Below are 25,524 nucleotides of genomic sequence, written 5' to 3' on the forward strand. Positions count from 1 at the left end.
CGGTATCTCCGGTCAGGCCGGGGCGAGGACGCCGCCGACCTGACCGGTCCTGCTCAGCGCGACACGGTCGGTGTGCTCATCGGCTGGGCGCGCCGGGTGCGGTAAACGGTGCCGACTCACCAGGCACGCCGGGCACGTCCCGTTTGAACGGATCACTGGGCACACCAGGGGCTCCAGGCACACCAGGGACTCCCGGCGCAGCCGGCGCAGCGGGCGCACCGGGCTCACCGGGCGCAGCGGGCACACCTGGCTCACCGGGCTTGCCGGGCGCGTCCGGCCGCTGCCACGGGTCCTGTTTCGCGCCGCCGGGGCTTGGTACGCCCGGCGGCACCGCGGTCGGCGTGGACAGGTCGGGTGCGGGTGGGCCGGGCACGGCCGCTGGACCCGCCGGGCTGGGGGCGGCCGGCGGCGCCTCGTCCGAGCCGGTCGAGGCGAGAGCGAGCGGAGTGGCGATCAGGATCGCCGCGAGGGTGCCGACCGCCCCCATCGTCACCGTGGCGCGGCGCCTGTTGCGCACCCGCCGTTCCGCTCCGGTCAACTGGTCATGCACGATCGGTGCCTCCTCGGCGAGGTCGGTGAGGGTGGAGCGGATGAGGTGCTCGAAGGGATCGGTCATCGCCGCACCTCCAGCATTTCGACCTCCGGCAGTAGTTCGCGCAGGCGCGTGACAGCCCGGTGGGTACGGCTGCGTACCGTGCCCACGGAGCAGCCGAGCAGCTCGGCCACCCGGGCTTCGGGCAGATCCTCGTAGTAGCGCAGGACCACCACCGTCCGCTGTGCCGGTGGCAGGTGGCGCAGCGCGGCGCGCATGGCCAGCCGCACGTCGGAGCCGCCGCTCGGATCGACGCCGACCGGTTCGTCCGCCGGGTTGAGCGGCGTCTCCCGCCATCGGCGCAGTCGTCGCCACCAGCTGATCTGTTCGCGGTACATCACCACGCGGAGGTACCCCTCGGGATCGGCGTGCCGGATGGACCCCCACTTCGGGATGGTCCGTGCCAGTGCCGACTGGAACAGGTCCTCGGCGGCGTTGCGGTCCCCGGTCAGCAGGTACGCGACCCGCATCAGCGCCGGCGTCCGGCTGCCGACGAACTCGGCCAGTCGAGCCCGCTCGTCCTCGTCCACCCACCACCCCCGTTTCGTTGTCACAGATACAGACGCCGCAGGTCATCGTCGCTATCCGCGATCCGATGGGTTTTTCCGGCCCGGAAGTGTCGGTCGTGACGGGTACCGTCCGGCCACCAACTCAAGAAGGGGTGCGACGGATGACGAGCGTGGCGGGTTGGGCGGCGGCGTCGACACCTGGCACATTTCCGCCGCTGCCCCGCGCGGTGGCGCAGTCCTTCTACCGCCGGATGCGGGCCGTCGCGCCCGCCGCCCGCGGCGCCATCGACCGGGACCGGGCGACCGACCCCGAGCAGGCCTTCACCGACACCGCCTGCGGCCGGCTGGTCGGCTCGCTAGACGACGCGGGCCTGCGGGCGCTCGGCATGTGGACGCACCACTGGTGCATGCGCTTCTACGACGACGACACCCGGGTCGGCCGGCGGCTGGTTCGCGAGATAGCCGCTCGGCCAGGGCTGGGCTGGACGGCCGACGAGGTGCGCTGGATGCTGCGCGAGTCGATCTCGGCCGGCCCGGCCGCCGCCGACCGGTTCACCCTGCCCCGCGCCGCCGCGGCCCAACTACCCCCGGACGGCCGGCCGTTCGACGAACTGCCCGAGGTCACGGTTCCTCGGCAGCGCCGCGGCAACTGACCGCCTCGGCCGACTGGCCGCACCGGGGTTGGCGGTCCCCGGTCGGCCGGCTGCGGCAGGATGGACGCCGCATCCCCGACGGAAGGACGCCCCATGCCCGCCAGCGCACCTACCATCCTCGCCACCAGCATGGGCTTCTTCCGGGGTGACCGCGGCCCCTACAACCTGCGCCCCAGCCCGGTCTTCGAGTTGGCGGCCGAACTGGCCGAGGCCGGCCCGCAGCCACGGGTCTGCTATCTCGGTCAGGCCATCGGGGACCAGCCCACCGTGCTGAGCGCCATCTACGGCGCGTTCGCCGACACCCGGTTCCGGCTGTCGCACCTCACCCTGTTCCCCATGCCGAACGTCGAGGACATCCGCGCCCACCTGCTCGCCCAGGACGTGATCTGGGTCGACGGTGGCAGCGTGGCCAACCTGGTCGCCGTGTGGCGGGTGCACGGGCTCGACGAGATCCTGCACGAGTGCTGGCAGGCCGGCGTGGTGCTGGCCGGGGTGTCCGCGGGCTCGATCTGCTGGCATGTCGGCGGTGCCACCGACAGCTTCGGCCCCCGGCTGCGCGGCTTCACCGACGGCCTGGCCTGGCTGCCGTACGGCAACGGGGTGCACTACGACAGCGAGGGGCAGCGACGCCCGCTCATGCACGAGCTGGTCGGCAACGAGACGCTGCCGACCAGCCACTGCACCGACGACGGGGTCGGCCTGGTCTACCGGGGCACCCAACTGGTCGAGGCGGTCGCGGACCGCGAGGGCGTCTCGGCGTACGAGGTCAGCCGGGGCGCGGACGGCAGCGTCCGGGAGGCGGTCATCGCCCCGCGCCTGCTCGGCTGAGCGCCGGCGCCTGTCACGCCTGCTCGCCGGGTCCCGTCGCGACGTGAACCGTTCGCCGCGTAGGCTGGGTGGTCGTGAGTCTCTCCATCGGCATCGTCGGCCTGCCCAACGTCGGCAAGAGCACGCTTTTCAACGCGTTGACCAAGAACGACGTGCTGGCGGCGAACTACCCGTTCGCCACCATCGAGCCCAACGTCGGCGTGGTCGGGCTTCCGGACGAGCGGCTGGGCAAACTGGCCGAGATCTTCTCTTCGCAGAAGGTGCTACCGGCTCCGGTGTCGTTCGTCGACATCGCCGGCCTGGTCCGCGGCGCCTCGAAGGGGCAGGGCCGGGGCAACGCCTTCCTGGCGAACATCCGCGACGCCTCGGCGATCTGCCAGGTGGTCCGGGCCTTCTCCGACCCGAACGTGGTGCACGTCGATGGCAAGATCTCCCCGGCCGACGACATCGAGACGATCAACACCGAGCTGATCCTCGCCGACCTGCAAACCCTGGACAAGGCGCTGCCCCGGTTGGAGAAGGAAGCCAAGCTCCGCAAGGACCGCTTGGCCGCGGTCGCCGCCGCGAAGGCCGCCATCGAGGTGCTCGACGGCGGCACCACCCTCTACTCCGGGGCCGCCGCCGCCAAGATCGAGCTGGAGCACCTGCGCGAGCTGCACCTGCTCACCACCAAGCCCTTCCTGTACGTCTTCAACGTCGACGAGGCCGAGCTGGCCAACGAGGCGTTCCTCGACGAGCTGCGCGCCCTGGTCGCCCCCGCCGAGGCCGTCTTCATGGACGCGAAGATCGAATCCGAGCTGGTGGACCTCCCCGAGGAGGAGGCCCGCGAGCTGCTGGAGTCGATCGGGCAGAACGAGCCCGGCCTCAACCAGCTCGTCCGGGTCGGCTTCCGCACGCTCGGCCTCCAGACGTACCTCACGGCCGGTCCCAAGGAAGCACGCGCCTGGACCGTCCCGGTCGGCGCCACCGCGCCGGAGGCCGCGGGTGTCATCCACAGCGACTTCCAGCGCGGCTTCATCAAGGCCGAGGTGGTCTCCTACCACGACCTGGTCGAGCACGGTTCGATGGCGTCGGCCAAGGCGGCGGGCAAGGTCCGCATCGAGGGCAAGGAGTACGTCATGCAGGACGGCGACGTGGTGGAGTTCCGCTTCAACGTCTGACTCCGGTCGAGTCGTCGCCCTGGGTCTCGTGCCCTAGGCAGTGTCTTCAAAGGATCATGGTGTCGGATGATGTAGGGCGTGGGTCGTCGCTACGAGTTATCTGACGTCGAGTGGGATGCGCTATCGCGGTATCTGCCGTCGGTGGTGACCGGTGGTCGGCCTCGGGTCGATGACCGGCGGGTCCTCAACGGGATCGTGTGGAAGATCCGGGCCGGGGCGGCGTGGCGTGATGTGCCCGTCCGCTACGGGTCGTGGCAGTCGATCTATACCCGTTTCCGCAGGTGGGCCCTTGATGGCACGTTCGAGCGGATGCTGGCCGGGGTCCAGGCCGACGCGGACGCTGCCGGGGACATTGACTGGCTGGTGTCGGTGGACTCCACGATCGTGCGTGCCCACCAGCACGCTGCGGGCGCTAAAGGGGGGCCTGCGAATCGGACGAACCACAAGATCACGCCCTCGGCCGAAGTCGAGGTGGACTGACCACCAAGATTCACCTCGCCTGCGACGGCCTGGGTCGGACCCTGGCGTTCGTGCTTACCGGCGGCAACGTCAACGACTGCAGCCGCTTCACGCACGTCATGGCAGCGATCCGGGTCGAGCGGGCCGGACCCGGCCGACCTCGGGTCCGGCCCGACCATGTCATCGCCGACAAGGGCTACAGCTCCAAGGCCATCCGGGCTGACCTGCGCCGGCGCGGCGTCGGACACACGATCCCTGAGCGCGCCGACCAGCAGGCCAACCGCCACCGACGCGGCAGCCGTGGCGGCCGACCACCGGCGTTCGACAAGCAGCTCTACAAACGGCGCAACGTCGTCGAACGGTGCTTCAACCGGCTCAAGCAGTACCGCAGCGTGGCGACCCGCTACGACAAGACCGCGACCTCGTTCCAGGCCACAGTCACCATCGCCGCGCTACTCCAATGGTTGTGAGCCTTTGAAGACACGCCCTAGCCGTCTGCGGGAGGCCTCGACCGTCGGCAGCGGTCGGAAGCAGCGTGGCCGCCATGTCCTCGTAGCCGCCAGAGCCACTGGCGGTCCACAACATGCCGCGAGTTCGGTAGTAAGCGCGCAGCGGCTCGATCTGCTCCTGGTAGTTCTCCTGGTAGTGCGAGTACATCAGCAGCAGTTCGTCGCCTCGCCCGGCCTGCTGTGGGTCCAGTTCTATCCGACGTTCTATCCGGCGGCGGGCCATGAGGTCGAGTTCGTCCTTCGTCAGGACGAGCTCGATCACCGTGTCGGGTGCATGGCCGCTCTGCGCCAACAACTCCGCCTGATCGATCCTGCGCGGGTAGTTGCACAGCAGCCAGCCGCCGTCCACGGCGGCCAGGGCGTCAGCGATGGCCTTCGTGGTCAGCACATCCGGGATAAGGTGCCCGGTCTGCATGTACCGGTTCATCTGCTCGCCCAGCGGCGTCCGCAGTTGCACGTGCTCACGGCAGACGTTGCCTGGGCTGATGACCTGCAGGCCGGTCGCTTCCAGAACCGCGGCAGCGGAGGACAGGTCGACCAACGGCCCGGCGAGAAGGGCAACGTTCCGCATGCATGCTCCCAGGTGCATGTAGCCGGCGAACGGCAGTGTGGGCTCCGGGGTCGAGCTGGGAGCTACAGTGCGCGTCATGGTAGGTGACGGAGTGCGCGAGATGCACGGCTTGACGGACGACATGTACGGACACGTCGTAGAGACCGAAGCCGCTGTCGTGCAGTTCATGCTGGGCGGCGGCGATGATGCCGAGACGGTCGACAACGTTGATGCGCACATCTATCTCGCGGACGGCACTCACCGGTACGCCACCTTCTTCACTCTTGACGCAGTGGAGGAAATCCTGCAGAGACACGCGAGCACCGGAGAAACCGATGGTGGCCGTTACTTCTGGTGTTCGGATCAGGTGATCGTTCCCGAACCCGGTGTTGCTGCCATGGTCGCGGCAGTTGACGAGATGATCCGGTCTGGCGAAATCGAGGTCATGTGCGGCCGGGTCGAGGAGCGGCTGGACGACCAACCTTGACAGCCCGAGACGCCAGGTGAGGTGTCGGATGGTGCCGCCGCTGGTAGCGAGACAGCGACTCTGAGTTCGCCTCGACGTCTGACTCCGGTCCGACGTCTGCTGCCTAGGCTGGCCACATGGTGCAGGTAAGGGAAGTCCGGTGAACGCCTCAGCCGACGATGACCGGACGCGTTACCTTCGTGATCGACAGTGGCTTGAATACGCGGTTCACGAGCTGCCAGCCGGTGTGCTGTGGGGCGCCGATGGCGCGACGCCTGCCCAGTGCGCCGAGATGCTGGACGGCCTGGACAAGTTCGCACGTCTCTGTGCTCGGCTGGGCCTCGATGACCACACAGAGTTCGTCGAGGCCTGCCGGTGGCACTTCGATCACTACCCGCACTTTCTCGGCCGGCGTCGCCATTTCGCGGACTATGCGACGTACGTCCGTGACCGCCGCGGACCGTTGCGGGTCTCCGCACCCGCAGTTCCGGACTGGCTGAGGCGTCAATGACAGACACGCGTGCCAGCGAGTCTCGGCGGTCAGTTGGGCCCTCGACGACCTGATCGACTCGGCTTCATTGAAGTCGTGGTGTTCCGCCGACCTCGATAGCGCGGTATTCAGGAAGGCGAGATTGCCCCGTTGCCCGCGGTGGGAAGCTCGCGGGCGGCGGCAGCAGCGGTCTTCAGCAGGCCCTCGTAGAACTCGACAAGCTTGTCGTTGCTCTGGTCGAGCGTGCGCATTCGGCCGACCACGCCCGCACTCAGACCAGCGATGATGCGCCGCGCTCGATCCGGTTCCCTGGACCGCAGATCGAGCAGCCCCATCGCGCGGCCAGGTCGCAGGTGCTCGTCCACGTCATCGTCCTGAAGCATCCCGACGGGAACGGAATCGACAATTTCGTCGAAGACCCATCCCTGGATGTACCAGTCGCGATTGTCGTCGAAGGCCACAATCATCATTGCCGATCCCCCCAAGCCCCTCTGCCCTACCTCGACCGCAGCCTAGCTGCGTCCTTCGGTGCCTGGACAAGGGTTTTGCGGGGCACACAGAGGGCACCGGACGTGCCGCCACAGAGACCCCCGCCGTAACCGCGAGCACCAGCGCCACGCGCCTCCGTTGGGGCCTTACCAGTGGCCCGTGATCAGGACGGCAGCGGCGTCGAGCTGCTCCCGCTCACGTGCGGTGAGTGCCGGATCGTTCCGCCGTACCGCCACGGCGTCGTCCAGCCCGGTCAGCAGGCTGCTGCCGACGCGGTCCAGGAAGGCAGCCAACAGCGTTGCGGCCGGCGTTGCCAGGGGATGCTCACCATCGGCAGCCACCTGGGCGAGGATGACGGCGGAGAGCGCGACATCAAGGTCTGGTGGTCCCTCGGTGGCGTTGCGCCAGTCGATGAGGACCGGTCCCCGTGACGTCAGCATGACGTTGTCCGGGTGCAGGTCGAGGTGCAGGATCCGGTCGTCGTCGCGTTCGCCGAGCCGGGGCGGCAACGCGTGGAGCCGGCGATGCAGATCCGCCAGACAGTCGGCCGCTGCCAGGGCATCGAGTTCACCGGCGATGAGCGCCGACAACATGGTGCCCCCGTCCAGACGTTCCAGGACGAGATCGGTGCCGCGCGCCTCGTACACGGTGGGCACCGGAAAACCCAGACCTCCCACGTACGCCATGACAGCCGCTTCGGCGGCCACGTCTCCACCGTTGCGGTAACGCCGGAGGACGCGCCGATCGTCGATGGCGAAGACGTCGGCGTCTCGCCCCGACGCCAGCGGAACCGGATCCACCACGCCCCGACGGTAACCGAAGCAGTCATCCTCCCCGATGCCTCCGAGGACGATCGGCGTGCTCGCAGCCGCATAGAGTCACCGCATGGACGACCATCTGCTCCGATCATCCTTCGGCGCGGCAGCGACCGTGTACGCCGAACATCGTCCGGACTACGCGCGGGCAGGGGTGCGCTGGGCGCTTGAGCCCGCGCCCGGCCCACGGGTGCTCGACCTCGGTGCCGGTACCGGCAAGTTGACCGCCACGCTGGTCGAGCTGGGTGCGGACGTCGTCGCGGTCGAACCCGACCCGGCGATGCTCACCGAACTGCGCCGCGCGCTGCCGGCCGTCCGGGCACTGCCGGGTAGCGCGGAGTCGATTCCGTTGCCGGACGCCTCCGTCGACGCCGTCCTGGCTGGCAACGCCCTGCACTGGTTCGACCCGGTCGTCGCCGGGGCCGAAATTGCCAGGGTCCTCGCGCCCGGCGGCGTCCTCGCGGGGCTGTGGAACGTCATGGACGACCGGATCGACTGGGTTTCCGCACTCGAACGGGTCAGCGGGAGTGCGGTCATCGGCCCCCGCGACACGCTGAGCAGTTGGCGCGCGGCGACGGCGGCCATGCTCGTCGCGGGCACCGGGCTGGGCACCCGGTTCGGCGCATCGGAGCAGGTCGAGTTTCCGCACGGGCAGCGCCGGACCGCCGACTCCCTCGTCGCGACACTGGCGACCCGGGCGGGGATGCTGGTCGCGCCGGAGGAGGAGCGGGACGCCACGCTCGGCCAAATTCGTGCCTTCCTTGCGACCAGGTCCGAGACCGCGCAGGGCGAGTTCACTCTGCCGATGTTGACCGGCGTGCTGCGCGTCCTGCGCAGGTGACCGATGAGCCGAGGCCGGGCCGGAAGTGTGCACGCTGTGCTGGCAGGCGCCGACGTGGCGCTGGTGGGCCTGTTCTCCGCGAAGGACAGGGAGTTTGCTGACCAGCTCGATCTGCTGGCCACCCTGGTGGAAACCCACGGGGGTCACGTGGTGAGTCGGCACGTTCAGCGGCGGGGCGTCTCCTTCGGCGGGGCGGACAGGATGGCGGCGCCGTTCTCGAGGCGCACTCTGCTCAGCTCTGGCAAAGCCCGCGAGGTCGCCGATGCCTGCCGGGAGGGTGGGGTCGATGTCGCGGTCTTCGTGAACCCCTTGACCGACCATCAGCGCGCTGTCCTCGGCGACATGTTCGGCTGTCGGGTGATGAGCGGTGCCGACCTCCGCTAGGGCATGGTGCAACGTCAGGGACGTACCGCCTTCTCACCATGGACGGCCGCGTACTCCACCGCGAGCCACGGCCCCAGGTCGTCGATGAGGTGGCGTAGTACCGCCGGATCCGCCGAGGGCGCGCGCCCGATCCTCGCAGCGGCGGGCATCTGCTCGGCGCGTTGCGGGTAGTAGAGACCGAACGCCTCGGCGGACTCGACGAGGTCGCTTGTCCAGCCTTCCCAGCGAGGCATGACCAGCGTGAATCCCGTCCGGACGATGCGACGGGCGACGAGCCGGCAGAGACTCCTACGGTGGTTGTCGGTGCTCGCTTCGGCCGCTTGCCGACGCCAGTCTGGAAGCGCGATTGCCAGGTCGCCGTTCGTCTCGCGGGCGAGCAGGGCAGTGGGCCGGTAGCCGGGGAGTTGGTCGGCGAGGTCGTCGCCCAGCAGGGGAGTGCACAGGCACGCGACGAAGAAGCCGAGATCGTGGCGTTCCAGCTCGCTGAGCAGCGTACGTGCGCTGAACAGCAGGATGCCCACGCCGTCGATCTCGTCGAAGGACTGGTCGAGGGCTTGCTCGATCCGCGTGGCATCCCGCCGGTCGGCCGCGGTCGGCTCGGCGTTCAGAGCGAGCAACAGATCAAGATCAGAGACTCCAGGTACGGCGGTGCCACGCGGGATGCTGCCGTAGAGGTAGGCGCTGTGCAGTCGGCCGCCGCCGAAGCCCTCGACTATCCGGGTGCGTGCCGCGTCGACGACACCGGCGAATGCCGGTGGGACCCGACTCAGCTCGCCTTCGCGCGCGATCGTTCCGTCGACGGTCAATCCTCTGCCGGTCATGGGGGTCACTCTGCCGCAGCAGGTGATCGTCAGCTCGGGCGGAGTCGTCCTGCTCGGACTCGTACACGAAGGCCGTGACGCCACGACGGCTGCCGCAGTAGTCCACGATCAGGTCGGCGATCTCGACGGAGCCGGCACGCAACGAGGCCGCCAGCTGCCGAGCCGTGTGGTGCGTGAGGACCCGGCCTCGGGATGCACGGCTACCACCAACGTGTGCATGCGATCAGCGCTCGGCCCAGGCGCCCAGCTCGTTGCCGCTGGGGTCGGTGAAGTGGAACCGGCGGCCACCGGGAAACTCGTACGGCCCCTTCACCACCTGGCCGCCGGCCTCCTTCACGGCCTGCACGGACCGGTCCAGGTCGCTTGAGTAGAGCAGCACCAGCGGACCGCCTTGCTGGACGGCCTGGTCCAGGCGGAGGCCGCCGACCTCGGGGCCGGAGTCGTGCGGGCTGCGGATGCCCGCGTACCCGGGACCGTAGTCGTTGAACTGCCAGCCGAACGCGTCGGCGTAGAAGCGCTTGGCCTCGGCGAGGTTGGTCACCGTGAACTCGACGTAGTCGATGGCGTGGTGCCGGTGCGGCGATGGCTCAGACATGCACGGCATTGTGCGCCCCGGGTACGACCAGACCGCGACATGCAACGAAAGGTTGCGCGAGGGCGGAGGGCTGTCGTAGGTTGAGTGCAACCAAAGGTTGCGAAAGGTTGGGGCGCATGGAACAGGGAACCATCGAGCGCGACATCCACGTCGACGCGTCACCCGAGGTGGTCTTCGAGGTGGTCAGTCAGCCCGAGCACATGCGGGAGTGGTGGCCCGACGACGCGCGGTTCGAATCGGTCGCGGGCGCGCCCGGCGAACTGATCTGGCGAAACGCCGACACCGGCGAGACGACGACCGTCGCGCTCGCCGTCGTCGAGGTCGACCCGCCGAAGCGATTCTCCTTCCGGTGGTGCTTCACCGAGCCGGACCGGAGAGGGTCGGCACTGCTCGTCACCTTCGACCTGACCCCGAGCGGCACGGGCACGCAGATCCGGATGACCGAGACCGGGTTCCGCGAGATGGGCTGGGAGATCGCCGTCCTGGAGGCGCAGTACCAGGATCACGAGAACGGTTGGGACCACTACCTGCCCAGGCTGGGCGGGTACGTCGCACGGCTGGTCGCCACGCCGTGAGCACCGCTGTCGACGACGAGCTGTGGTCGGCGATCGGTGACCCCACCCGTCGTACGATGATCGATCTTCTGCTCTCCGACGGGCCGGGCACCGCGACGTCGCTGAGCCGGCGGCTACCCGTCACCCGGCAGGCCGTCGCGAAGCACCTGGCCGTCCTGGACCGGGTCGGGCTGATCCACGCCGAGTCGGCCGGTCGCGAGCGTCACTACCAGGTCGACGAGGCGCAGCTCGCCCGCGCCGTCGCGCAGTTGTCGGCGGTGGGCTCCACCTGGGACGCCCGGCTCCGCCGGATCAAGCGGATCGCCGAGGCGATCGAGCGCAACCGCCACCACGACGAAGGAGAATGACAATGGTCGACATCCTGCACCAAGTCGGCGTCGTCGCCCCGCTCGACGACGTCTACCAGGCGGTGGCATCTCCCGAGGGCGTTGCCGGCTGGTGGTCGGTCGACACGACAGGCAAGAGCGAGGTCGGCGGCCGGTTGGCCGTCCGGTTCGGCGACGACCCCGGGTTCGACCTGGAGATCCTTGAGCTGGACCCGGCCGGCCGGGTGCGGTGGCGGGTCACCGACGGTCCGACGGAATGGATCGGCACCGAGATCGGCTGGCGTCTCGACGAACGCGGCGAGTTCACGATCGTCCAGTTCACCCATGAGGGCTGGCGTGAGCCGACCGAGCTGACGCACCAGTGCAGCACCAAGTGGGCGACGTTCCTGCTGAGTCTCAAGGCGTTCGTGGAGACCGGGCGCGGCCGGCCGGCACCGGACGACGTACAGATCGGCGACGGGCACTGACCTCGGTGCCGGTCGGCCCGCCGGGGGGTCGCGCGCTCCGCCGGGAGATCGCGAACCCTCCGGCGACCAGGCCGAGGGCCACGATCGCCACGGCGCAGAGCAGCATCGTCGGGCGCGCGCCCACGGCACGCACGAGTGGCCCGCCCAGCATGGTGCCCAGGGGCACCGCCAGCACGAGGACGGCGCCGTTCGCGGCGAGCACCGCCGGCAGTTGCTCGGTCGACGTGCTGCGCTGGAACAGCGCCATCGACGTGGACATGTACGGTGCCCAGATCAGTCCCGCCAGGGCGAAGGCCGGCAACGACACGACGAGCGGCGCACCCAGGCCGAGAGGCAGCATGGCGATCCCGAACCCGACGACGATGCCGATGGTGGTGACCCGCAGCGGCCAGCGGCGGAGGTAACCGGCGACCAGGCCGCCGACGAGACCGCCGACGCCGAAGGCGGCGTAGAAGATGCCGAGCAGCGTCGCGGAGGCGTGCAGGTCGTCTTTGACGTGGAACGGCATGGCCACGTACACCGGTCCGAAGAGGAAGAAGAACCCGAGGCTCAATACCAGGAGGCCCAGCAGGGCCGGGTTGCGGCGGATGACCGCGAGGCCGGCGGTCCGCGAAGCGCCGCGCTCGGCCCGCGGGGCCTCGTCGCTGGTGGGAAGGGCGAGGCGGTACGTGAGGGCCAGCGCGGCGAAGGTGGCGGCGTCGATCGCGATGACCCACACCGGTCCCGCCCAACCGATCAGGATGCCCGCCAGTGGTGGGCCGACGATGGTGGCGAACCCGGCGATGGTGCCCAGCACCGCGTTCGCGGGGAGGTGGTGTCGCTGCGGCAGCAGTTCGGCGATCAGGGTGAACCGTCCGGCCGAGCCCCACGAGTGCAGCAGGGCCGACGCGGCCAGCAGGACCACGTACAGCCCGAGGGTGAGCACGCCCGCGAGGTGGGCGAGCGGGATCGCCGCGAGCGCGCACGCCCGCAGGATCGCGTCCCACCCGGCGAGTTGGGCGCCGCCGCGTCCACGTAGCAGCCGGCCGAAGACGACAGTCCCGACCGCGCTCGGCACGGTGTACGCGGCCATGGCCAGCGCGGCCCAGGTCTCGCGCTGACCGGGCGGGGCGAGGTCGCTGGCGAGCCAGATCACCGCGACGACCGCCATGCCGTCGCCCAACGCCGACACGGCGAGCCCGGGCAGGACGCGCCGGAGCTGCGGATGACTGACCACCGGCCAGTACGGCGAGGTGCGGGGGAACCGGGCGGTGTCCGTTGGCATGCTGCCAGCTCACCCGGCGCGGGCCCGGCAGAGCAAGGAAGACTGCCGACAGCAGAATCAGTCGAACGCGCAACGTGTCACCTACCGGGTCCGGGCGCTCGTCGGCGACCGGTGCGGTGTCGCCGCTGAGGGATACCGCTCGTAGTCGGTCGCCGAGCCCCTCGCGGCGGGTCGGGCCTACCGCTGCAATGTCTGTACCCCCGGTGCCGCACCGCACGGCAGCATCGGAAAGCTGGCGTCCGGCCCGATGCCCACGCCGCTACCTTGTTCGGCATGGAAGCTTCTGAGCCGGCGTCTCTCTGCGGCCTCTGCGGCCAGCCAATCGATGAGCGGCATGTCGACACCACGCACGGTGGTACGGAGGCGCGCGGTGAGAGAAGGGAGTACGTGGTCGTCGGCAGACGCGGGGGGATCGTCGAATTTCAGCGCGCGGGCAACGCTGACCGGACGTACCGGACGGACGCCGAAATGTTGGCGATTCAGTTGAACATCGCGGAACCGCGCCTGGTCGGAGTTCGTTTCAGCTGCTGGGTCTCGCCTGCCGAGTACGGCACGTTCCAGAGTGACTTCAAGCTCATCACGTAGTAGAGCCTGGCCGGTCGGGCCGGCGAATCGCGAGATCGACTCCGGCTCCTTGAAGTCGGGGGGTCAAGGAGACCTCGACATCCCGGATTCCCGGAACCGGAGTCGACCAACTGCTACTCCGCCCGGTAGACGGAGATGTGCGACGGGCTGTCAGCGGTGAACGGCTGCCGGTGCCAGTCCGCGTACCGCTCGGTGAGCCGGAGCCCCGCCTGCTGCGCCATCTCGTCGATCTGGTGTGGCCAGGCGTAGCGCATGGCGAACGGCTTCAGGTGCACACCGTCGGCGTCGAAGGTGATGGTCTGCCGGATGAAGGACTGCGCCGGTCGGTCGTACCGATGCAGTCTTATCGTCGCGGAGTCCTCGGTGACGCCCCAGACCTGCACCTGCTCGTGGCGGTCGAAGTCGCGCGGGTCCGGCACGAACGTCTCGATGACGAACGCCCCGCCCGGCGACAGCACCCGGGCGACGTTGCGGAAACAGTCCGCCTGCCGCTCGGCGTCCACCAGGTTGAACAGCGTGTTGAAGACCAGGTACGCGAGCCGGAACTCACCCGTCACCGGTACGTCCGCCATGTCGGCGACGACCACGGGGATCCGGTCGCCGCCGGGCTTGGCCCGCATCTGCGCCAGCATCTCCTCGGACGCTTCGACACCGTGCACGTCGAGACCGCGCTCGGCCAGCGGCAGCGCGACCCGGCCGGTGCCGATCGCCAGCTCGAGAACCGGCCCACCGTCGGCCAGATCGGCCAGGAAGTCCACCGCTGGCACCGGGTCGGGGTTGCCTGGGCTGTCGTAGCCGGCGGCCCACAGCCGGCCGAAGAGGCCGGGATCGTCGAACACCGACATCAGCGGCCTCCGGGGTTGGTCAGGGGGTCAGTGGCGCGCTCCCGCGCCACGGGAGTCGGAGCAGATCTGCTCACGAAGCCTCGATTCCTCAGGTCGGATGACGTTCGGTCGGAGGGACTTCGTCGTGTCGGGCATGGTGGCTGCTCCCTTCGCGCGGCTGTCGACCGAGCAGACCAGAGACGGCCGCGGCCCGGCAAGGCATATATGCCTGGCCGGGCCACGGTGGTCGGGCGCTCAGGAGATGTGGTGCAGGATCACGTTGTGCACGTGGTGGCTCTTCTGCGCGCCACGGAACTCCACCTCGTAGGTGTGCGTCCCCACGTGGATGGCGATCGCCCCGGTGGAGAAGAACGAGCCACCCCAGGACTTGTTGCTGACCACACTCACGCTGGTGATCTTCGAGTACGGGATGCTGGTGATCGCGAACCGCTTCCCGATGAACGAGCGGTCCTGGATGATCACGCGACGGTCCGTCAGCCCGATGAACCCGGTGCCGGTGCCGACCGCGTCGTAGACGGCGATGATCTGCTCGCCGTCGAGGAGTCCGCTCTCGATCTGCTGGACCTGCTCCTTGCGGTCGTACGCGATGTTCGCCATGGATCCAGGTTAAAAAACCGGTGCCACCGGCCCACCCGGGCGAGGACCACGACTCCGCGTCGTACCCCGGATCAGACGGTGGTGGCGGAACTCGGCGTGTCTCATCGGGGGTTCGCGTCGGTCGCGGCGCGGACGAACTCACGGACCCGGGTGGTGGTGTTGCTGGGCAGCCAGACCGGCCCGCGTTCGATCGGTGGGGCGTCGTGGATGGGCACGTACGCCACGTCGGGGCGCGGGTAGTAGCGCCGCGTGTGCGCGCCCACCGGCAGGACACCCCGGCCCAGCGCGACCAGGGACAGCATCTCGGAGAAGGTGTTCCCGGCGGGTCCCTTCGGCACCGGCCGGCCGGACGGGGTGCGCTCCGGGGTGCGGTCCCGCTTGAACTCCGTCGAGGTCACGGCCGGGTACTGCACCACCGGATGGTCGGCGAGCACCTCCAACGACACCGACCGCTCCCGGGTGAGGGGGTGACCCGCTGCCACCGCCAGTACCCGATCCTCGGCGAGCAGCGCCGGACCGGTGGCCATCCCGTCGAACGGGTACGAGGCGATCAGAACGTCCGTCGATCCGTCGAGCAGCCCCGATCGGGTGGTGGACAACTGCGCCTCGTGCACCTCCACCCGGCAGTCCGGGTGCCGTTCAGCGAACAGGGCCACCGCCCGCAGCAGCACCGGCGCGGTCCATTCGCCGAGGAACGCCACCCGCAGCGTCCCGGTCACGCCCCGGGCGGCGTCGGTCGCGCGGCGAACGGCCTCGTCCATCTCGGCGACCAGCGGAGCCAGCTCGTCGGCGAGCTGCCGGCCGATCGGAGTGAGCCGGACGACCCGGCTGGTGCGGGCGAACAGCGGTGCGCCGATCCGGCGTTCCAGCTTCCTCACGATGTGGCTGACCCGGCCGGTGCTGACTGTCAACCGCTCGGCGGTCCGGCCGAAGTGCAGCTCCTCCGCGAGCGTCAGGAACGTCTCCACCTCGTACCGCTCCAGCACACCGGTTCCCATCGTTGACCTGTGGGCAACGATCGTAGCGGCATCAGATCTTGGTCGGCGTCCCTCGTCCGGGCATCGTGAACGGCACGGAACACCGAGCGAAAGGCGCTGGACGTGAGCATTGACGACTACCTGGCCGGCCTGGCCGGCCCACTGCGCGAGATCGGCGAGAAGCTGACGCCGATCATCGCGGCGGCGCTGCCCGGAGCGACCGGGGCGATGTGGCACGGGCACCCGGTCTGGGGCCTGGGCGACCGGCCCGGCCAGCGTCCGGTCTGCCTGGTCAAGGCGTACGGGTCGTACGTCACCTTCGGGCTGTGGCGGGGGCAGGAGATCACCGACCCGTCGGGGCGGCTGACGCCCGGTGCGCGGGCGATGGCGGCGGTGAAGTTGCGCGAGGTCGCCGACATCGATCCAGCCCTGTTCAGCGGCTGGCTGCGCGCGGCGGCACACCTGGAGGAGGCGTGAGCGGGGTGCGGGTAACCGGTTTCGACCACCTGGTACTGACCGTCGCCGACGTGGAACGGTCCTTGGACTTCTACTGCGGCCGGCTCGGGCTGGCACCGGTACGGGTCGACGAGTGGCGCGCCGGCACCGTCCCGTTCCCGTCGGTGCGGATCAGCCCCGACAGCATCATCGACCTCGTCCGAGGTGCGCCGCTGGGCGCGAACGTGGACCACTTCTGCCTGGTGGTGGCACCACTGGACTGGGCGCAGGTGATCGAGTCGGGGGTCTTCACCGTGCTGACCGGGCCGGTCAGCCGGTTCGGCGCCCGCGGTTCGGCGACCTCGATCTACGTGCGGGACCCGGACGGCAACTCGGTGGAGTTGCGCTACTACCCGCAGGACGCCGGGTCGGAGCCGGAGACGGTCGTCAGGACTCGGTGACCGCCCGGTACGCGTCCTCGATGCGGGCGGCCAACAGGACCTCACCCTCGGTCAACGGCTCGCCGTTGCCGTGCCCGACCCGGATCTGGGTGCGGTCGGGCAGGCGGCTGATCTCGGGGCGCAGGTGCAGCGCGTCAGCGACGACCTTGACCCGTTCAGTTAGGGCGGCGTGTTGGGTATCGTCGATCGCGAGCGTCCGTCGGATCTGCTCGCCTTCGCGTGTCCAACCAGCTAGCAGGGTCAACGCGTCGGAGAGGTAGTCCTGCTTGGCCCTGCTGTTGAACAGCACGCGCATCACCGCACCCCCCAAGCGCCGTTGTCGGCTCGTGGCCAAATCGTCGCCATCCCGTGTCTTGTCGGTGTCCTCTAGTTTGTCGTTGCTCGGAAGGGGTGTCCACGCCCACACTTCCGTGTTCTGTTGGCCTAGCGGACGGCTACGGTACCCAAACCGCCGATTGATCTGGCACCCTGGACGCCCGTGCGGACCGAACGGGCGAATGGCGGCGGGCAGACCGAACGACGGGACCTGAAGGTGATCGTCGGTGCGGCGATCATCCGGGACGGGCGGGTGCTCGCCTGTGCGCGTGCCGCCCCGCCCGAGGTGGCCGGAATGTGGGAGTTTCCCGGCGGGAAGGTCGAGCCGGGGGAGACCGAGACCGACGCGCTGGTCCGGGAGTGCGCCGAGGAGTTGGCCGTACGCGTCGAGGTCCACGATCGGGTCGGCCGCAACGTACGAATGGCGCACGGCCGTTCGGTGCTCAAGGTGTACGCCGCCCGCCTGCTCCACGGCGACGAGCCCCAGGCGCTGGAACACGAGGCGCTGCGGTGGCTCTCGGCCAACGAGCTGGACTCGGTCACCTGGCTCCCCGCCGACGCCCCCATCGTGGCCGCCCTCCGCCCCCTCCTCAAAACCCCCTAACCCCCGCCCCGCCCCCTCCCGCCCCGCCCCGCCCAGCCTCCGGTGATCAAGAGGTTTGCGTCATGCGGCGCGGCGTGTCGTGACGCAAACCTCTTGATCACCGGAGCAGGCGGCGGAGCAGGCAGGTGACCAGGCGGCAGAGCAGGCGGGTGGGCTGGAAGCGGGGACGGGGGCCGTGGCGATAGCCACGGCCCCCGTCTTTGGTTCGGGTTCTAGTGCTGCTTGTCCTGGTCGGGGTGCGCGAAGTTGAGGTGCTCCGGAGGCAGCGGGAAGGTGACGTCGTCACCGAACGGCGACGGCGCGGCGGCCCGGTCGAACGTGAGCTCGGTCAGCGGCAGCTTGCCCCGGTCGTCCACCGCCGGAGCGGTCGGGTGGGGCACCTCCCGGTCCCAGTTCACGCCACTCTGCGCCTGCGCCTCGGCGCGCGGGTCGTGGGAACCACCCGCGTGCGAGTGCACCCCGCCCCTGGCCGAGCCCGACGTCGTCGAGCCCTGGCGGGCGGTGGTCACGCTGGTCTGGGGAGTCTCGCCCCGACGGAAGATCTTGCTACCAAGCCACACAAGGGGATCGTACCTGCGGTCGACGACCCGTTCCTTCATGGGGATGATCCCGTTATCAGTGATCTTGATGTGCTCGGGGCAGACCTCGGTGCAGCACTTGGTGATGTTGCAGAAACCGAGGCCCTGTTCGGCCTGTGCGTACTCCTTGCGGTCCGTCCGGCTGTCCAGCGGGTGCATGTCCAGCTCGGCCGCCCGAATGAAGTACCGAGGGCCGGAGAACGCCTGCTTGTTCTCGTCGTGATCACGGATCACGTGGCAGACCGTCTGGCACAGGAAGCACTCGATGCACTTGCGGAACTCCTGCGAGCGCTCGACGTCGACCTGCTGCATCCGGTAGTCACCCGGGGCCACGTCCGCCGGTGGGGCGAACGCCGGGGTCTCGCGGGCCTTCTGGTAGTTGTACGACACGTCGGTGACCAGGTCCCGGATGACCGGGAAGGTCCGCAGCGGGGTGACCGTGACGGTCTCCTCGTCGCCGAAGGTCGACATCCGCGTCATGCAGCCCAACCGCGGCTTGCCGTTGATCTCCATGGAGCAGGAGCCGCACTTGCCGGCCTTGCAGTTCCACCGGCAGGCCAGGTCCGGCGCGTCGGTGGCCTGGAGGCGGTGGATGACGTCGAGGACGACCTCGCCCTCGTTCACCTCGACCATGTAGTCCTGCAGGTCCCCGCCGGTCTCGTCACCCCGCCAGATTCGGAACTGACGCTTCGCGCTCATCGGTTGTCCGCCTCTCCAGCGTCGGCGACGAGGGCGTCGAAGTCGGCCAGCTCCTCGTCGGTGAGGTACTTGGAAAGCTCCGCACGGTCGAAGAGGCCGATCAGCTCCGGCCGCATCTTCGGCAGCGGCTTACGGGTGAGCCGTACGCTGTCGCCGTCCAGCGAGCAGACCAGGTTGACCTGTCGCCACTTCGGCTCCATCGCCGGATAGTCCTCCCGGGTGTGCCCGCCGCGCGACTCCTGCCGCTCCAACGCCGCCTTCGCGGTGCACTCCGAGACCACGAGCATGTTGCGCAGGTCCAGGGCGAGGTGCCAGCCCGGGTTGTAGCGCCGGCCGCCGAACGCGCTGACCTTGGCGACCCGCTCGCGCAGCTCGGCCAGCCGCACCAGCGCGTCGGCTAGCTCACCCTCCCGGCGGATGATGCCCACCAGGTCCCCCATGACGGCCTGGAGGTCCTGCTGGAGGGTGTACGGGCTCTCGCCGGTGTCCCGTTGCAGCGGGGCGAGGGCGGTCTCCACGGCGGCCTCGACCGCGTCCACGGCCACCTTCGGCCGGGCGGCGAGCCCGTCGGCGTAGCTGGCCGCGTGGCCGCCCGCCCGCTTGCCGAAGACCAGCAGGTCGGACAGGGAGTTGCCGCCCAGCCGGTTGGAGCCGTGCATACCGCCGGAGACCTCACCGGCGGCGAACAGTCCGCGTACGTGGCCGAAGGCCGCACCCGAATCCGGGTCGACCTCGACGCCGCCCATCACGTAGTGACAGGTCGGCCCGACCTCCATCGGCTCGGCGGTGATGTCGACGTCGGCCAGCTCCTTGAACTGGTGGTACATCGACGGCAGCCGCCGGCGGATCTCGTCGGCCGAACGCCGGCTCGCGATGTCCAGGAAGACGCCACCGGCGGGGGAGCCCCGACCGGCCTTGACCTCGCTGTTGATCGCGCGGGCCACCTCGTCCCGGGGCAGCAGCTCCGGTGGACGCCTGTTGTTGTCCGGGTCGGTGTACCAGCGGTCCGCCTCCTCCTCGGTCTCCGCGTACTGCTTGCGGAAGACGTCGGGGACGTAGTCGAACATGAACCGCTTGCCCTCGGAGTTCTTCAGGACGCCACCGTCACCACGCACCGACTCGGTGACCAGGATGCCCTTCACCGAGGGCGGCCAGACCATGCCGGTCGGGTGGAACTGGAGGAACTCCATGTTGATCAGCGTCGCCCCGGCGCGCAGCGCCAACGCGTGCCCGTCCCCGGTGTACTCCCAGGAGTTCGAGGTGACCTTGTAGGAGCGCCCGACGCCACCGGTGGCGAGCACGACGGCCGGCGCCTCGAAGAGGATGAACTCACCGGACTCGCGGTAGTACCCGAACGCGCCGGCCACCCGGTCACCGTCGAGCAGCAGCTCGGTGATCGTGGTCTCGGAGAACACCTTGATCCGGGCGTCGTACGAGCCGAACTCCCGCTGGTCCTCCTGCTGAAGCGAGACGATCTTCTGCTGGAGGGTGCGGATCAACTCCAGGCCGGTCCGGTCGCCGACGTGCGCCAGGCGCGGGTACTCGTGGCCACCGAAGTTGCGCTGCGAGATCTTGCCGTCCTTGGTGCGGTCGAAGAGCGCACCGTACGTCTCCAGCTCCCAGATCCGCTGCGGCGACTCCTTCGCGTGCAACTCGGCCATCCGGAAGTTGTTGAGGAACTTGCCGCCACGCATGGTGTCGCGGAAGTGCACCTGCCAGTTGTCCCGGCTGTTCACGTTGCCCATGGCGGCTGCCGCGCCGCCCTCGGCCATCACCGTGTGCGCCTTGCCGAAGAGCGACTTGGAGATGATCGCGGTCTTCTTGCCGGCGAGCCGGGCCTCGATCGCCGCGCGCAGACCGGCGCCGCCGGCCCCGATGACGACGACGTCGTAGTGGTGTCGTTCGATGCGAGTGGTAGTGGTCATGTCAGGGGCCCTTTAGTTGATGAACCGCAGGTCGGAGAACCAGCCGGCCGCGAGCGCCATGATGTAGAAGTCGGCCAGCGCCAGGGTGCCGAGGGTGATCCAGGCGAGCTGCATGTGCCGGACGTTCAACGCCGAGACGACAGTCCAGGCCTTGTACCGCACCGGGTGCTTGGAGAAGTGCTTGAGCCGGCCGCCGATGATGTGCCGGCAGGAGTGGCAGGAGATCGTGTACGCCCAGAGCATCACCACGTTGAGCACCAGGATGATGTTGCCGAGCCCGAAGCCGAAGCCCTTGGGCGAGTGGAAGGCGAGGATCGCGTCCCAGGTGTTGATCAGCGAGATGATCGCGGCGGCGTAGAAGAAGTAGCGGTGCAGGTTCTGACCGAGCAGTGGGAAGCGGGTCTCCCCGGCGTACTCCTTGTGGCCGTCCGGGACGGCACAGGCCGGCGGCGACAGCCAGAACGACCGGTAGTACGCCTTGCGGTAGTAGTAGCAGGTGAGCCGGAACAGCAGCAGGAACGGCAGGGTCAGCGCGGCATCCGGGATGACCCACCAGCCGGGCAGGAACCGCCCGAAGTGCGAGGCCGCCTCGACACACCGGTCCGTCACGCACGGGGAGTAGAACGGGGTCAGGTAGTGGTACGCGTCGACCCAGTAGTTGTCATGCTGGAAGACCCGGACCGTCGCGTACGCGACCCAGGCGCTGAGCCCGATCACGGTGATCAGCGGAGCGAACCACCAGCGGTCGGTACGCAACGTCTTCGCCGCGATCGCGGCGCGCGCCCGCGCTCCCCGCGGCTTCGTTGCCGTTGAAGTCATTCGAGTCGTCTCCTCGACGGGCCCGTACGGGCGGGCTGATCTTTCTCCGGTCGGCACGCGGACCGGCGAACCCGCACCCGCTGCCACGTCCTGCGCACACCAACGACCACGCCGGATCGACCGACGCAGCTAAGTGACACACGTTACGCCGATCTCTGCGAGCCGTCCGCGCAAGGGAGTGTCCCGTGTGTCTGGCCTGCGGAAAAGCCGCGGTACGTCGGTCCGCGGCGGTCCGCCGCGGTCATCCCGAGGCGCCTCCGCTGAAGTGCCAGGACGCCAGTCGCAGCGGGGGAGCCGTCCACCAGGCACCGTCCACCCGATCCGGTTGCCGCACCACCCGCCCGCCCACCCCGAGCACCGCCCCGGGTCCGAGCGCGCGCGGGTACGACTCGGTGAACCGCAGATCACGGACCGCCCGCACCACCGTGCCGTCCTCGATGAGCCAGACGCCGTTGCGGGTCAGCCCGGTGACGACGAGGCTCTTCGGGTCGAGCACCCTCGTGTACCAGAGGTCGCTGACCAGCAACCCCCGGCGTACACCGGCGACAAGCGCCGCGGTGTCCGCGTCGACCACCGCGCCGGCCGCCCCGCCGGTGGTGCTCCGGCCCGTCGCGCTGACCGGGCCGGCCGCCGCGCCGGACAGCCGCAGGTTACGGGCCATCGGCCCCCAGGTGGCTCCACCCGCGACCGCGTGCCCGGTGGACGGCACACCCGCCGCGTCGGCCGTCCGCCGGTCGTGCGCCACCGCCCGGGTGGTGCCCGCCTCGACCAGGGTCAGCGCCCGACGACCGGTGCCCTCCGCATCGAATGTCAGCCCCGACGCGCCCAGCGGGTCGTCCACCAGGGTCACCGCCCGGTCGAACTGGGCCGTACCCGGCTCGGCGAACGACTGCCGCTCGGCGTACCGCTTGCCGTTGAAGCCGTACCAGGAGAGGTTCTGCAACAGGTCCGCCACGGCGGCCGGCTCGAACACCACCTCGTAGCGCCCCGGTGGCAGCTCGACCGGGTCGGCCGCCGCCCGGGCCTTCGCCGCCGCCCGCGCGCCCAGCTCGGCGCCGTCGAGGTCGGAGAGCCGGTCGGCGCTGCGCCGGGCCACCCCGTCCGCGCCATCGCTGCGGGCGATGCCATCCATCGCCGCCTCCGCCGAACGGCCGTACGCCATGTGCCCGGCCGAGTTGGCGAACGCCGACGAGCGATGCGCGGTACGGCAGTAACCGGCCGTGCTGAGGCCCCCGGCGGCGGCCACGAAAGCGCCCACCCGATCGGCCCGCTGATCCGGCTCGGCGTGCGCGGTGGCCTCGTCGACCGCCGGCGCCTCCGGCGAGGGCGTGGGCGGGGCCAGCCCCGGCCAGCCCGGGTCGGGCGGGCAGAGCCGCGCCGCCGCCAGGGTGCGCTCGACCAGCGCGCTCAGCCCGTCGGCGGTGACCACGCTGCCGCTGCCGGCGGCGGTCCGACCGTCGACGTGCAGCCGCAGCCGGACCCCGACGGTCGACTCCGCGACGTTCTGGTGGATGGCCGAGTTGGCGAACCGGGTCAGCGCCAGGTCCGCCCGCGTCACCACCGCCTCGGCCTGGGCGGCCGGCCCACCGAGGCGGCGGACCAGCTCCACGACCTGCCCGGCCAGCTCCACCTCACTCCTCGCGCTCACGCCGACACCCCCACCCGGACGTTGCGGAACCGGGCCGGCGCGGCCGGGTGGCCGGTGTGCCCGATCTGGCCCGGTTGGCCCTTGCCGCAGTTGGGCGTGCCCCAGGACACCGTCTCGCTCGACAGCATGTCCATCGAGCGCCAGAAGAGCGGGCCGATCCCGGTGTACGTGGGGTTGCGCAGCATCCGCCCCCGCCGCCCCTTCTTGATCTCCCAGCCGATCTCGCAGCCGAACTGGAAGTTGAGTCGCTTGTCGTCGATCGACCAGGACCGGTTGAGGTCCATCAGCACGCCGTCGTCGGTGGCCGCGATGATCTCTTCCAGGGTGTGCGGGCCGGGTTCCAGGCCGACGTTCGTCATCCGCACCATCGGCAGCCGGGCCCACCCGTCGGCCCGTACGCTGCCGCCGTAGTCGAGGCTGGCCATCGCGGCGGAGTCCCGACCGGCGAGCACCCCCACCCAGCGGCCGTCGCGGACCGCGTCCCGCTTGGTCGCCGGGGAACCCTCGTCGTCGAAGCCGAAGCTGCCGAGCGCGCCGGGGATGGTCGGATCGATGGTGATGTTCATCAGCTCGGAGCCGTAGCGCAGCGAGCCGAGCTGGGCCAGGTCCAACCAGGACGTGCCGGCGAACGCGGCCTCCCAGCCGAGGATCCGGTCCAACTCGATGGCGTGCCCGACCGACTCGTGGATCTGCAGGGCCAACTGCTCACCGCCGAGGATCAGATCGGTCTCGCCGGCCGGGCAGAGCGGCGCGGTGAGCAGCGCTCGGGACTCCTCGGCGATCTGCGCGGCGTGCGCGGCCAGGTCGAGTGACTCGACCAGCTCCCAGCCGGTGGTGCCGTACTGCCCCCGGTAGCTCGGCCAGGACCGCCGCTGCGTCTCCCCGTCGCCGATCGAGGTGGCCGAGATGCCGCCGCCGCACTCGCGGATCCGCTGGTCGATCCGGTGGCCCTCGCTGGAGACGAACCACTTCGCCGTGTCCCAGATCTGGTAGAGGCCCTCGGCCAGGTCCGCGCCGTGCTCGGCCATCGTGCGGGTCGCCCCGACCAGCAGGTCGCCCTTGTCCGACAGGGGCACCCCGAGCGGGTCGATCTCGCAGCCGGAGGCCCAACTCGCGGTGACCGCCCGCGTAGGGACCAGGTCGACAGGCGGGCCGGGAACCCGCGCGCTCGCCATGGCGGTCCGCGTCGCGCGCCGGCCGGCGTCGCGGGCGGCGGCGTCCGACAGATCGGGTACGGCGTGGAAGCCCCAACTCGCACCGACGAGTGCCCGGACACCGATGCCGATGCTCTCGTCCTGGGTCAGCTCCTCCACGTCACCGTTGCGCGCGGTCATCGACTCGTAGCGACGGTGCATCACCCGCGCGTCGGCGTACCGTGCGCCCGCGTCGAGGGCGGCCTGGACGGCGGCGCTGGCCGCGTCGAACTCGGTCATGGACCGACCCTAGGCCAGCCGACCGACACCCGTCAGGGGACGAGGTCCTCCGGCCGGATCGTGGCCCGCACCGGCTCCGCCAGCTCCAGAACCTCACCGCGCTTCGTGGTAGCCCGCTCCACGTAATGGCCGCCCTGCCGTTGGTGGAGATGCGCGGTCAGGGTTTCCTGATCGACGAGCAGATACCACTCGATCCCGGCCGCCGCGTACAGGTGCGGCTTCAACACCCGGTCAATGGCGGCGGTGTGTGGCGCGGCGACCTCGCCGACCAGGAGGACCGCGTCTGCCGGTACGCAGGTCGCCTCGAAATCCAGCTCCGTGGTCACCACGAGGTCGGGGTTGAGGATCCGGGTGACGTTCAGCCGCAGGTTGATGACCGGGAGCAGGGTGCGGTTCGCGGCAGCACAGCCTGGTTCCAACGCGGCTGCCAGACCACCGACGATCACCTGGTGTCGGACGGACGGGGATGGGCCGATGAGTAGGCCGCCGTCGAGGAGTTCGATGCGCTGGGCCGTATCACCGAGGGCGAGGTAGTCCAACTCAGTCCACGGCAGCGCGCGGCCAAGAATGCCGACGGGAATCATCCGCCCAGTGCAACTCATTCTGGGTCGCTGAGATCGCACCCGACGTGCGAGCACAAGATCGATTGCGGCTCAGACGATGTGATCGCCGAGGTCCGTTCGCACTCCCACCGGTACGTTCCGTCACCGCAGGGCCGCCGAGTTCGGTAGGCGGAGCGTGAACCCGATGGCGCTCTGCGGGCATGAACAGGTGTGAGCGCAACGTACGACGTGAGGGATATTTCTTTGG

The 25,524-nt window shown here is 69.8% G+C and carries 32 protein-coding genes and 1 pseudogene; 14 read left to right on the forward strand and 19 right to left on the reverse strand.

Going from position 1 to position 25,524, the window contains the following annotated elements:
* Positions 1-76: 76 nt before the first annotated feature.
* On the reverse strand, positions 77-616 hold the full coding sequence (locus tag AB0O48_RS09100; RefSeq protein ID WP_365064183.1) for a hypothetical protein: 540 nt from the start codon (positions 614-616) through the stop codon (positions 77-79).
* Positions 613-1,122, reverse strand: a complete 510-nt coding sequence (locus AB0O48_RS09105) for a SigE family RNA polymerase sigma factor (protein WP_357246957.1) — start codon at positions 1,120-1,122, stop codon at positions 613-615. Before AB0O48_RS09105 ends, AB0O48_RS09100 begins: the two co-directional genes overlap by 4 nt.
* 140 nt (positions 1,123-1,262) lie before the next feature.
* Here AB0O48_RS09105 and AB0O48_RS09110 point away from each other — a divergent pair, with 140 nt between their 5' ends.
* From AB0O48_RS09110 to AB0O48_RS09125, 4 genes and pseudogenes are all read left to right on the forward strand, one after another.
* A complete protein-coding gene (locus tag AB0O48_RS09110) occupies positions 1,263-1,754 on the forward strand; it encodes a hypothetical protein (RefSeq protein ID WP_357246954.1) in 492 nt (163 codons plus the stop codon).
* Between the two features lie 93 nt (positions 1,755-1,847).
* Entirely contained in the window at positions 1,848-2,582 is a 735-nt protein-coding gene (locus AB0O48_RS09115) for a peptidase E (protein WP_365064188.1), read from the forward strand.
* Between the two features lie 74 nt (positions 2,583-2,656).
* On the forward strand, positions 2,657-3,742 hold the full coding sequence (ychF, locus tag AB0O48_RS09120) for a redox-regulated ATPase YchF (RefSeq protein WP_357246949.1): 1,086 nt from the start codon (positions 2,657-2,659) through the stop codon (positions 3,740-3,742).
* Between the two features lie 78 nt (positions 3,743-3,820).
* Positions 3,821-4,671: pseudogene (locus AB0O48_RS09125) on the forward strand (IS5 family transposase).
* Here the strand turns inward: AB0O48_RS09125 and AB0O48_RS09130 are convergent.
* Positions 4,640-5,281: a nucleoside monophosphate kinase gene (locus AB0O48_RS09130; protein ID WP_365064193.1), complete on the reverse strand. Its 642-nt coding sequence runs from the start codon at positions 5,279-5,281 to the stop codon at positions 4,640-4,642. The pseudogene AB0O48_RS09125 and the gene AB0O48_RS09130 overlap by 32 nt on opposite strands.
* Positions 5,282-5,372: 91 nt before the next feature.
* Here AB0O48_RS09130 and AB0O48_RS09135 point away from each other — a divergent pair, with 91 nt between their 5' ends.
* The gene (locus tag AB0O48_RS09135; RefSeq protein WP_357246946.1) at positions 5,373-5,747 is read left to right on the forward strand and encodes a hypothetical protein; all 375 of its coding nucleotides are present in this window, start codon (positions 5,373-5,375) and stop codon (positions 5,745-5,747) included.
* Positions 5,748-5,895: 148 nt separating this feature from the next.
* On the opposite strand, the gene AB0O48_RS09140 is transcribed toward AB0O48_RS09135, so the two are convergent.
* The 3 genes from AB0O48_RS09140 to AB0O48_RS09150 all read right to left on the reverse strand — a co-directional run bounded on the left by AB0O48_RS09140 (position 5,896) and on the right by AB0O48_RS09150 (position 7,508).
* Positions 5,896-6,147, reverse strand: a complete 252-nt coding sequence (locus tag AB0O48_RS09140) for a hypothetical protein (RefSeq protein ID WP_357570949.1) — start codon at positions 6,145-6,147, stop codon at positions 5,896-5,898.
* Positions 6,148-6,344: 197 nt separating this feature from the next.
* Complete coding sequence (locus AB0O48_RS09145; protein ID WP_357246941.1) at positions 6,345-6,686, reverse strand: hypothetical protein; 342 nt, start codon at positions 6,684-6,686, stop codon at positions 6,345-6,347.
* A 165-nt stretch (positions 6,687-6,851) separates the two neighbouring features.
* Complete coding sequence (locus AB0O48_RS09150; protein ID WP_365064197.1) at positions 6,852-7,508, reverse strand: phosphotransferase; 657 nt, start codon at positions 7,506-7,508, stop codon at positions 6,852-6,854.
* Positions 7,509-7,590: 82 nt separating this feature from the next.
* Between AB0O48_RS09150 and AB0O48_RS09155 the strand changes: the two genes are divergently transcribed.
* Both AB0O48_RS09155 and AB0O48_RS09160 read left to right on the forward strand, forming a co-directional pair.
* Positions 7,591-8,361: a class I SAM-dependent methyltransferase gene (locus AB0O48_RS09155; protein WP_365064200.1), complete on the forward strand. Its 771-nt coding sequence runs from the start codon at positions 7,591-7,593 to the stop codon at positions 8,359-8,361.
* A 36-nt stretch (positions 8,362-8,397) separates the two neighbouring features.
* Positions 8,398-8,745, forward strand: coding sequence for a hypothetical protein (locus tag AB0O48_RS09160; protein ID WP_357246932.1), 348 nt, complete (start codon positions 8,398-8,400; stop codon positions 8,743-8,745).
* A gap of 14 nt (positions 8,746-8,759) precedes the next feature.
* Here the strand turns inward: AB0O48_RS09160 and AB0O48_RS09165 are convergent, their stop codons facing one another.
* Positions 8,760-9,566: a nucleotidyltransferase domain-containing protein gene (locus AB0O48_RS09165; RefSeq protein ID WP_365064204.1), complete on the reverse strand. Its 807-nt coding sequence runs from the start codon at positions 9,564-9,566 to the stop codon at positions 8,760-8,762.
* 223 nt (positions 9,567-9,789) lie between these two features.
* The gene (locus AB0O48_RS09170; RefSeq protein ID WP_357246926.1) at positions 9,790-10,161 is read right to left on the reverse strand and encodes a VOC family protein; all 372 of its coding nucleotides are present in this window, start codon (positions 10,159-10,161) and stop codon (positions 9,790-9,792) included.
* 116 nt (positions 10,162-10,277) lie between these two features.
* Between AB0O48_RS09170 and AB0O48_RS09175 the strand changes: the two genes are divergently transcribed.
* Genes AB0O48_RS09175 through AB0O48_RS09185 form a run of 3 tightly spaced genes read left to right on the forward strand, consistent with a single transcriptional unit; the run spans position 10,278 to position 11,529 of the window.
* Positions 10,278-10,736, forward strand: coding sequence for an SRPBCC domain-containing protein (locus AB0O48_RS09175; RefSeq protein WP_365064209.1), 459 nt, complete (start codon positions 10,278-10,280; stop codon positions 10,734-10,736).
* Entirely contained in the window at positions 10,733-11,083 is a 351-nt protein-coding gene (locus AB0O48_RS09180) for a metalloregulator ArsR/SmtB family transcription factor (RefSeq protein WP_357246920.1), read from the forward strand. The genes AB0O48_RS09175 and AB0O48_RS09180 overlap by 4 nt, the downstream gene beginning before the upstream one ends.
* 2 nt (positions 11,084-11,085) lie before the next feature.
* Positions 11,086-11,529, forward strand: coding sequence for an SRPBCC domain-containing protein (locus AB0O48_RS09185; RefSeq protein ID WP_365064213.1), 444 nt, complete (start codon positions 11,086-11,088; stop codon positions 11,527-11,529).
* Here the strand turns inward: AB0O48_RS09185 and AB0O48_RS09190 are convergent.
* A complete protein-coding gene (locus tag AB0O48_RS09190; protein ID WP_365064216.1) occupies positions 11,459-12,793 on the reverse strand; it encodes an MFS transporter in 1,335 nt (444 codons plus the stop codon). The genes AB0O48_RS09185 and AB0O48_RS09190 overlap by 71 nt on opposite strands.
* Positions 12,794-13,066: 273 nt before the next feature.
* Here AB0O48_RS09190 and AB0O48_RS09195 point away from each other — a divergent pair, with 273 nt between their 5' ends.
* Positions 13,067-13,378 carry a hypothetical protein gene (locus AB0O48_RS09195; protein WP_365064220.1) on the forward strand — a complete coding sequence of 104 codons (312 nt, stop codon included), beginning with the start codon at positions 13,067-13,069 and terminating at the stop codon, positions 13,376-13,378.
* 113 nt (positions 13,379-13,491) lie between these two features.
* Here AB0O48_RS09195 and AB0O48_RS09200 read toward each other — a convergent pair whose 3' ends face one another.
* The 3 genes from AB0O48_RS09200 to AB0O48_RS09210 all read right to left on the reverse strand — a co-directional run bounded on the left by AB0O48_RS09200 (position 13,492) and on the right by AB0O48_RS09210 (position 15,806).
* Positions 13,492-14,223, reverse strand: coding sequence for a class I SAM-dependent methyltransferase (locus AB0O48_RS09200; RefSeq protein ID WP_357246909.1), 732 nt, complete (start codon positions 14,221-14,223; stop codon positions 13,492-13,494).
* Positions 14,224-14,457: 234 nt separating this feature from the next.
* Entirely contained in the window at positions 14,458-14,820 is a 363-nt protein-coding gene (locus AB0O48_RS09205) for a PH domain-containing protein (RefSeq protein ID WP_110563545.1), read from the reverse strand.
* 101 nt (positions 14,821-14,921) lie between these two features.
* The gene (locus tag AB0O48_RS09210; protein ID WP_365064402.1) at positions 14,922-15,806 is read right to left on the reverse strand and encodes a LysR family transcriptional regulator; all 885 of its coding nucleotides are present in this window, start codon (positions 15,804-15,806) and stop codon (positions 14,922-14,924) included.
* 114 nt (positions 15,807-15,920) lie between these two features.
* Here AB0O48_RS09210 and AB0O48_RS09215 point away from each other — a divergent pair, with 114 nt between their 5' ends.
* Both AB0O48_RS09215 and AB0O48_RS09220 read left to right on the forward strand, forming a co-directional pair.
* A complete protein-coding gene (locus AB0O48_RS09215; protein ID WP_365064223.1) occupies positions 15,921-16,274 on the forward strand; it encodes a DUF1801 domain-containing protein in 354 nt (117 codons plus the stop codon).
* On the forward strand, positions 16,271-16,693 hold the full coding sequence (locus AB0O48_RS09220) for a VOC family protein (RefSeq protein ID WP_357571878.1): 423 nt from the start codon (positions 16,271-16,273) through the stop codon (positions 16,691-16,693). The genes AB0O48_RS09215 and AB0O48_RS09220 overlap by 4 nt, the downstream gene beginning before the upstream one ends.
* On the opposite strand, the gene AB0O48_RS09225 is transcribed toward AB0O48_RS09220, so the two are convergent.
* Positions 16,680-16,988 (reverse strand): 4a-hydroxytetrahydrobiopterin dehydratase, encoded by a 309-nt coding sequence (locus tag AB0O48_RS09225; protein ID WP_357246897.1) that lies wholly within the window; start codon positions 16,986-16,988, stop codon positions 16,680-16,682. The two genes, AB0O48_RS09220 and AB0O48_RS09225, sit on opposite strands and share 14 nt — an antisense overlap.
* Before the next feature lie 183 nt (positions 16,989-17,171).
* Here AB0O48_RS09225 and AB0O48_RS09230 point away from each other — a divergent pair, with 183 nt between their 5' ends.
* The gene (locus tag AB0O48_RS09230; RefSeq protein ID WP_357246894.1) at positions 17,172-17,612 is read left to right on the forward strand and encodes a (deoxy)nucleoside triphosphate pyrophosphohydrolase; all 441 of its coding nucleotides are present in this window, start codon (positions 17,172-17,174) and stop codon (positions 17,610-17,612) included.
* Between the two features lie 212 nt (positions 17,613-17,824).
* Here the strand turns inward: AB0O48_RS09230 and AB0O48_RS09235 are convergent, their stop codons facing one another.
* The 6 genes from AB0O48_RS09235 to AB0O48_RS09260 all read right to left on the reverse strand — a co-directional run bounded on the left by AB0O48_RS09235 (position 17,825) and on the right by AB0O48_RS09260 (position 25,298).
* Positions 17,825-18,889 carry a succinate dehydrogenase/fumarate reductase iron-sulfur subunit gene (locus tag AB0O48_RS09235; RefSeq protein WP_357246892.1) on the reverse strand — a complete coding sequence of 355 codons (1,065 nt, stop codon included), beginning with the start codon at positions 18,887-18,889 and terminating at the stop codon, positions 17,825-17,827.
* The gene (locus AB0O48_RS09240) at positions 18,886-20,814 is read right to left on the reverse strand and encodes a fumarate reductase/succinate dehydrogenase flavoprotein subunit (protein WP_357246889.1); all 1,929 of its coding nucleotides are present in this window, start codon (positions 20,812-20,814) and stop codon (positions 18,886-18,888) included. The genes AB0O48_RS09235 and AB0O48_RS09240 overlap by 4 nt, the downstream gene beginning before the upstream one ends.
* A 12-nt stretch (positions 20,815-20,826) precedes the next feature.
* Positions 20,827-21,633 (reverse strand): hypothetical protein, encoded by an 807-nt coding sequence (locus AB0O48_RS09245; protein ID WP_357377893.1) that lies wholly within the window; start codon positions 21,631-21,633, stop codon positions 20,827-20,829.
* Between the two features lie 241 nt (positions 21,634-21,874).
* Positions 21,875-23,281, reverse strand: coding sequence for a metallopeptidase TldD-related protein (locus AB0O48_RS09250; RefSeq protein ID WP_365064232.1), 1,407 nt, complete (start codon positions 23,279-23,281; stop codon positions 21,875-21,877).
* Positions 23,278-24,714 carry a TldD/PmbA family protein gene (locus AB0O48_RS09255; protein ID WP_365064235.1) on the reverse strand — a complete coding sequence of 479 codons (1,437 nt, stop codon included), beginning with the start codon at positions 24,712-24,714 and terminating at the stop codon, positions 23,278-23,280. Before AB0O48_RS09255 ends, AB0O48_RS09250 begins: the two co-directional genes overlap by 4 nt.
* A gap of 32 nt (positions 24,715-24,746) precedes the next feature.
* Positions 24,747-25,298, reverse strand: a complete 552-nt coding sequence (locus tag AB0O48_RS09260) for a Uma2 family endonuclease (RefSeq protein ID WP_365064238.1) — start codon at positions 25,296-25,298, stop codon at positions 24,747-24,749.
* Positions 25,299-25,524 lie beyond the last annotated feature (226 nt).

The sequence above is a fragment of the Micromonospora sp. NPDC085948 genome, assembly GCF_040686315.1.
In the GTDB taxonomy this organism is placed as follows: domain Bacteria; phylum Actinomycetota; class Actinomycetes; order Mycobacteriales; family Micromonosporaceae; genus Micromonospora.

Coding starts and splice junctions, on each gene's coding strand:
- AB0O48_RS09100 (WP_365064183.1), bottom strand. CDS start 616: ATGACCGATCCCTTCGAGCACCTCATCCGCTCCACCCTCACCGACCTC.
- AB0O48_RS09110 (WP_357246954.1), top strand. CDS start 1,263: ATGACGAGCGTGGCGGGTTGGGCGGCGGCGTCGACACCTGGCACATTT.
- AB0O48_RS09115 (WP_365064188.1), top strand. CDS start 1,848: ATGCCCGCCAGCGCACCTACCATCCTCGCCACCAGCATGGGCTTCTTC.
- AB0O48_RS09130 (WP_365064193.1), bottom strand. CDS start 5,281: ATGCGGAACGTTGCCCTTCTCGCCGGGCCGTTGGTCGACCTGTCCTCC.
- AB0O48_RS09140 (WP_357570949.1), bottom strand. CDS start 6,147: ATGGCGACGCCGGCCGAGAAAGTGCGGGTAGTGATCGAAGTGCCACCG.
- AB0O48_RS09145 (WP_357246941.1), bottom strand. CDS start 6,686: ATGATGATTGTGGCCTTCGACGACAATCGCGACTGGTACATCCAGGGA.
- AB0O48_RS09155 (WP_365064200.1), top strand. CDS start 7,591: ATGGACGACCATCTGCTCCGATCATCCTTCGGCGCGGCAGCGACCGTG.
- AB0O48_RS09165 (WP_365064204.1), bottom strand. CDS start 9,566: ATGACCGGCAGAGGATTGACCGTCGACGGAACGATCGCGCGCGAAGGC.
- AB0O48_RS09170 (WP_357246926.1), bottom strand. CDS start 10,161: ATGTCTGAGCCATCGCCGCACCGGCACCACGCCATCGACTACGTCGAG.
- AB0O48_RS09175 (WP_365064209.1), top strand. CDS start 10,278: ATGGAACAGGGAACCATCGAGCGCGACATCCACGTCGACGCGTCACCC.
- AB0O48_RS09185 (WP_365064213.1), top strand. CDS start 11,086: ATGGTCGACATCCTGCACCAAGTCGGCGTCGTCGCCCCGCTCGACGAC.
- AB0O48_RS09190 (WP_365064216.1), bottom strand. CDS start 12,793: ATGCCAACGGACACCGCCCGGTTCCCCCGCACCTCGCCGTACTGGCCG.
- AB0O48_RS09195 (WP_365064220.1), top strand. CDS start 13,067: ATGGAAGCTTCTGAGCCGGCGTCTCTCTGCGGCCTCTGCGGCCAGCCA.
- AB0O48_RS09200 (WP_357246909.1), bottom strand. CDS start 14,223: ATGTCGGTGTTCGACGATCCCGGCCTCTTCGGCCGGCTGTGGGCCGCC.
- AB0O48_RS09205 (WP_110563545.1), bottom strand. CDS start 14,820: ATGGCGAACATCGCGTACGACCGCAAGGAGCAGGTCCAGCAGATCGAG.
- AB0O48_RS09225 (WP_357246897.1), bottom strand. CDS start 16,988: ATGCGCGTGCTGTTCAACAGCAGGGCCAAGCAGGACTACCTCTCCGAC.
- AB0O48_RS09235 (WP_357246892.1), bottom strand. CDS start 18,889: ATGAGCGCGAAGCGTCAGTTCCGAATCTGGCGGGGTGACGAGACCGGC.
- AB0O48_RS09240 (WP_357246889.1), bottom strand. CDS start 20,814: ATGACCACTACCACTCGCATCGAACGACACCACTACGACGTCGTCGTC.
- AB0O48_RS09245 (WP_357377893.1), bottom strand. CDS start 21,633: ATGACTTCAACGGCAACGAAGCCGCGGGGAGCGCGGGCGCGCGCCGCG.
- AB0O48_RS09255 (WP_365064235.1), bottom strand. CDS start 24,714: ATGACCGAGTTCGACGCGGCCAGCGCCGCCGTCCAGGCCGCCCTCGAC.
- AB0O48_RS09260 (WP_365064238.1), bottom strand. CDS start 25,298: ATGATTCCCGTCGGCATTCTTGGCCGCGCGCTGCCGTGGACTGAGTTG.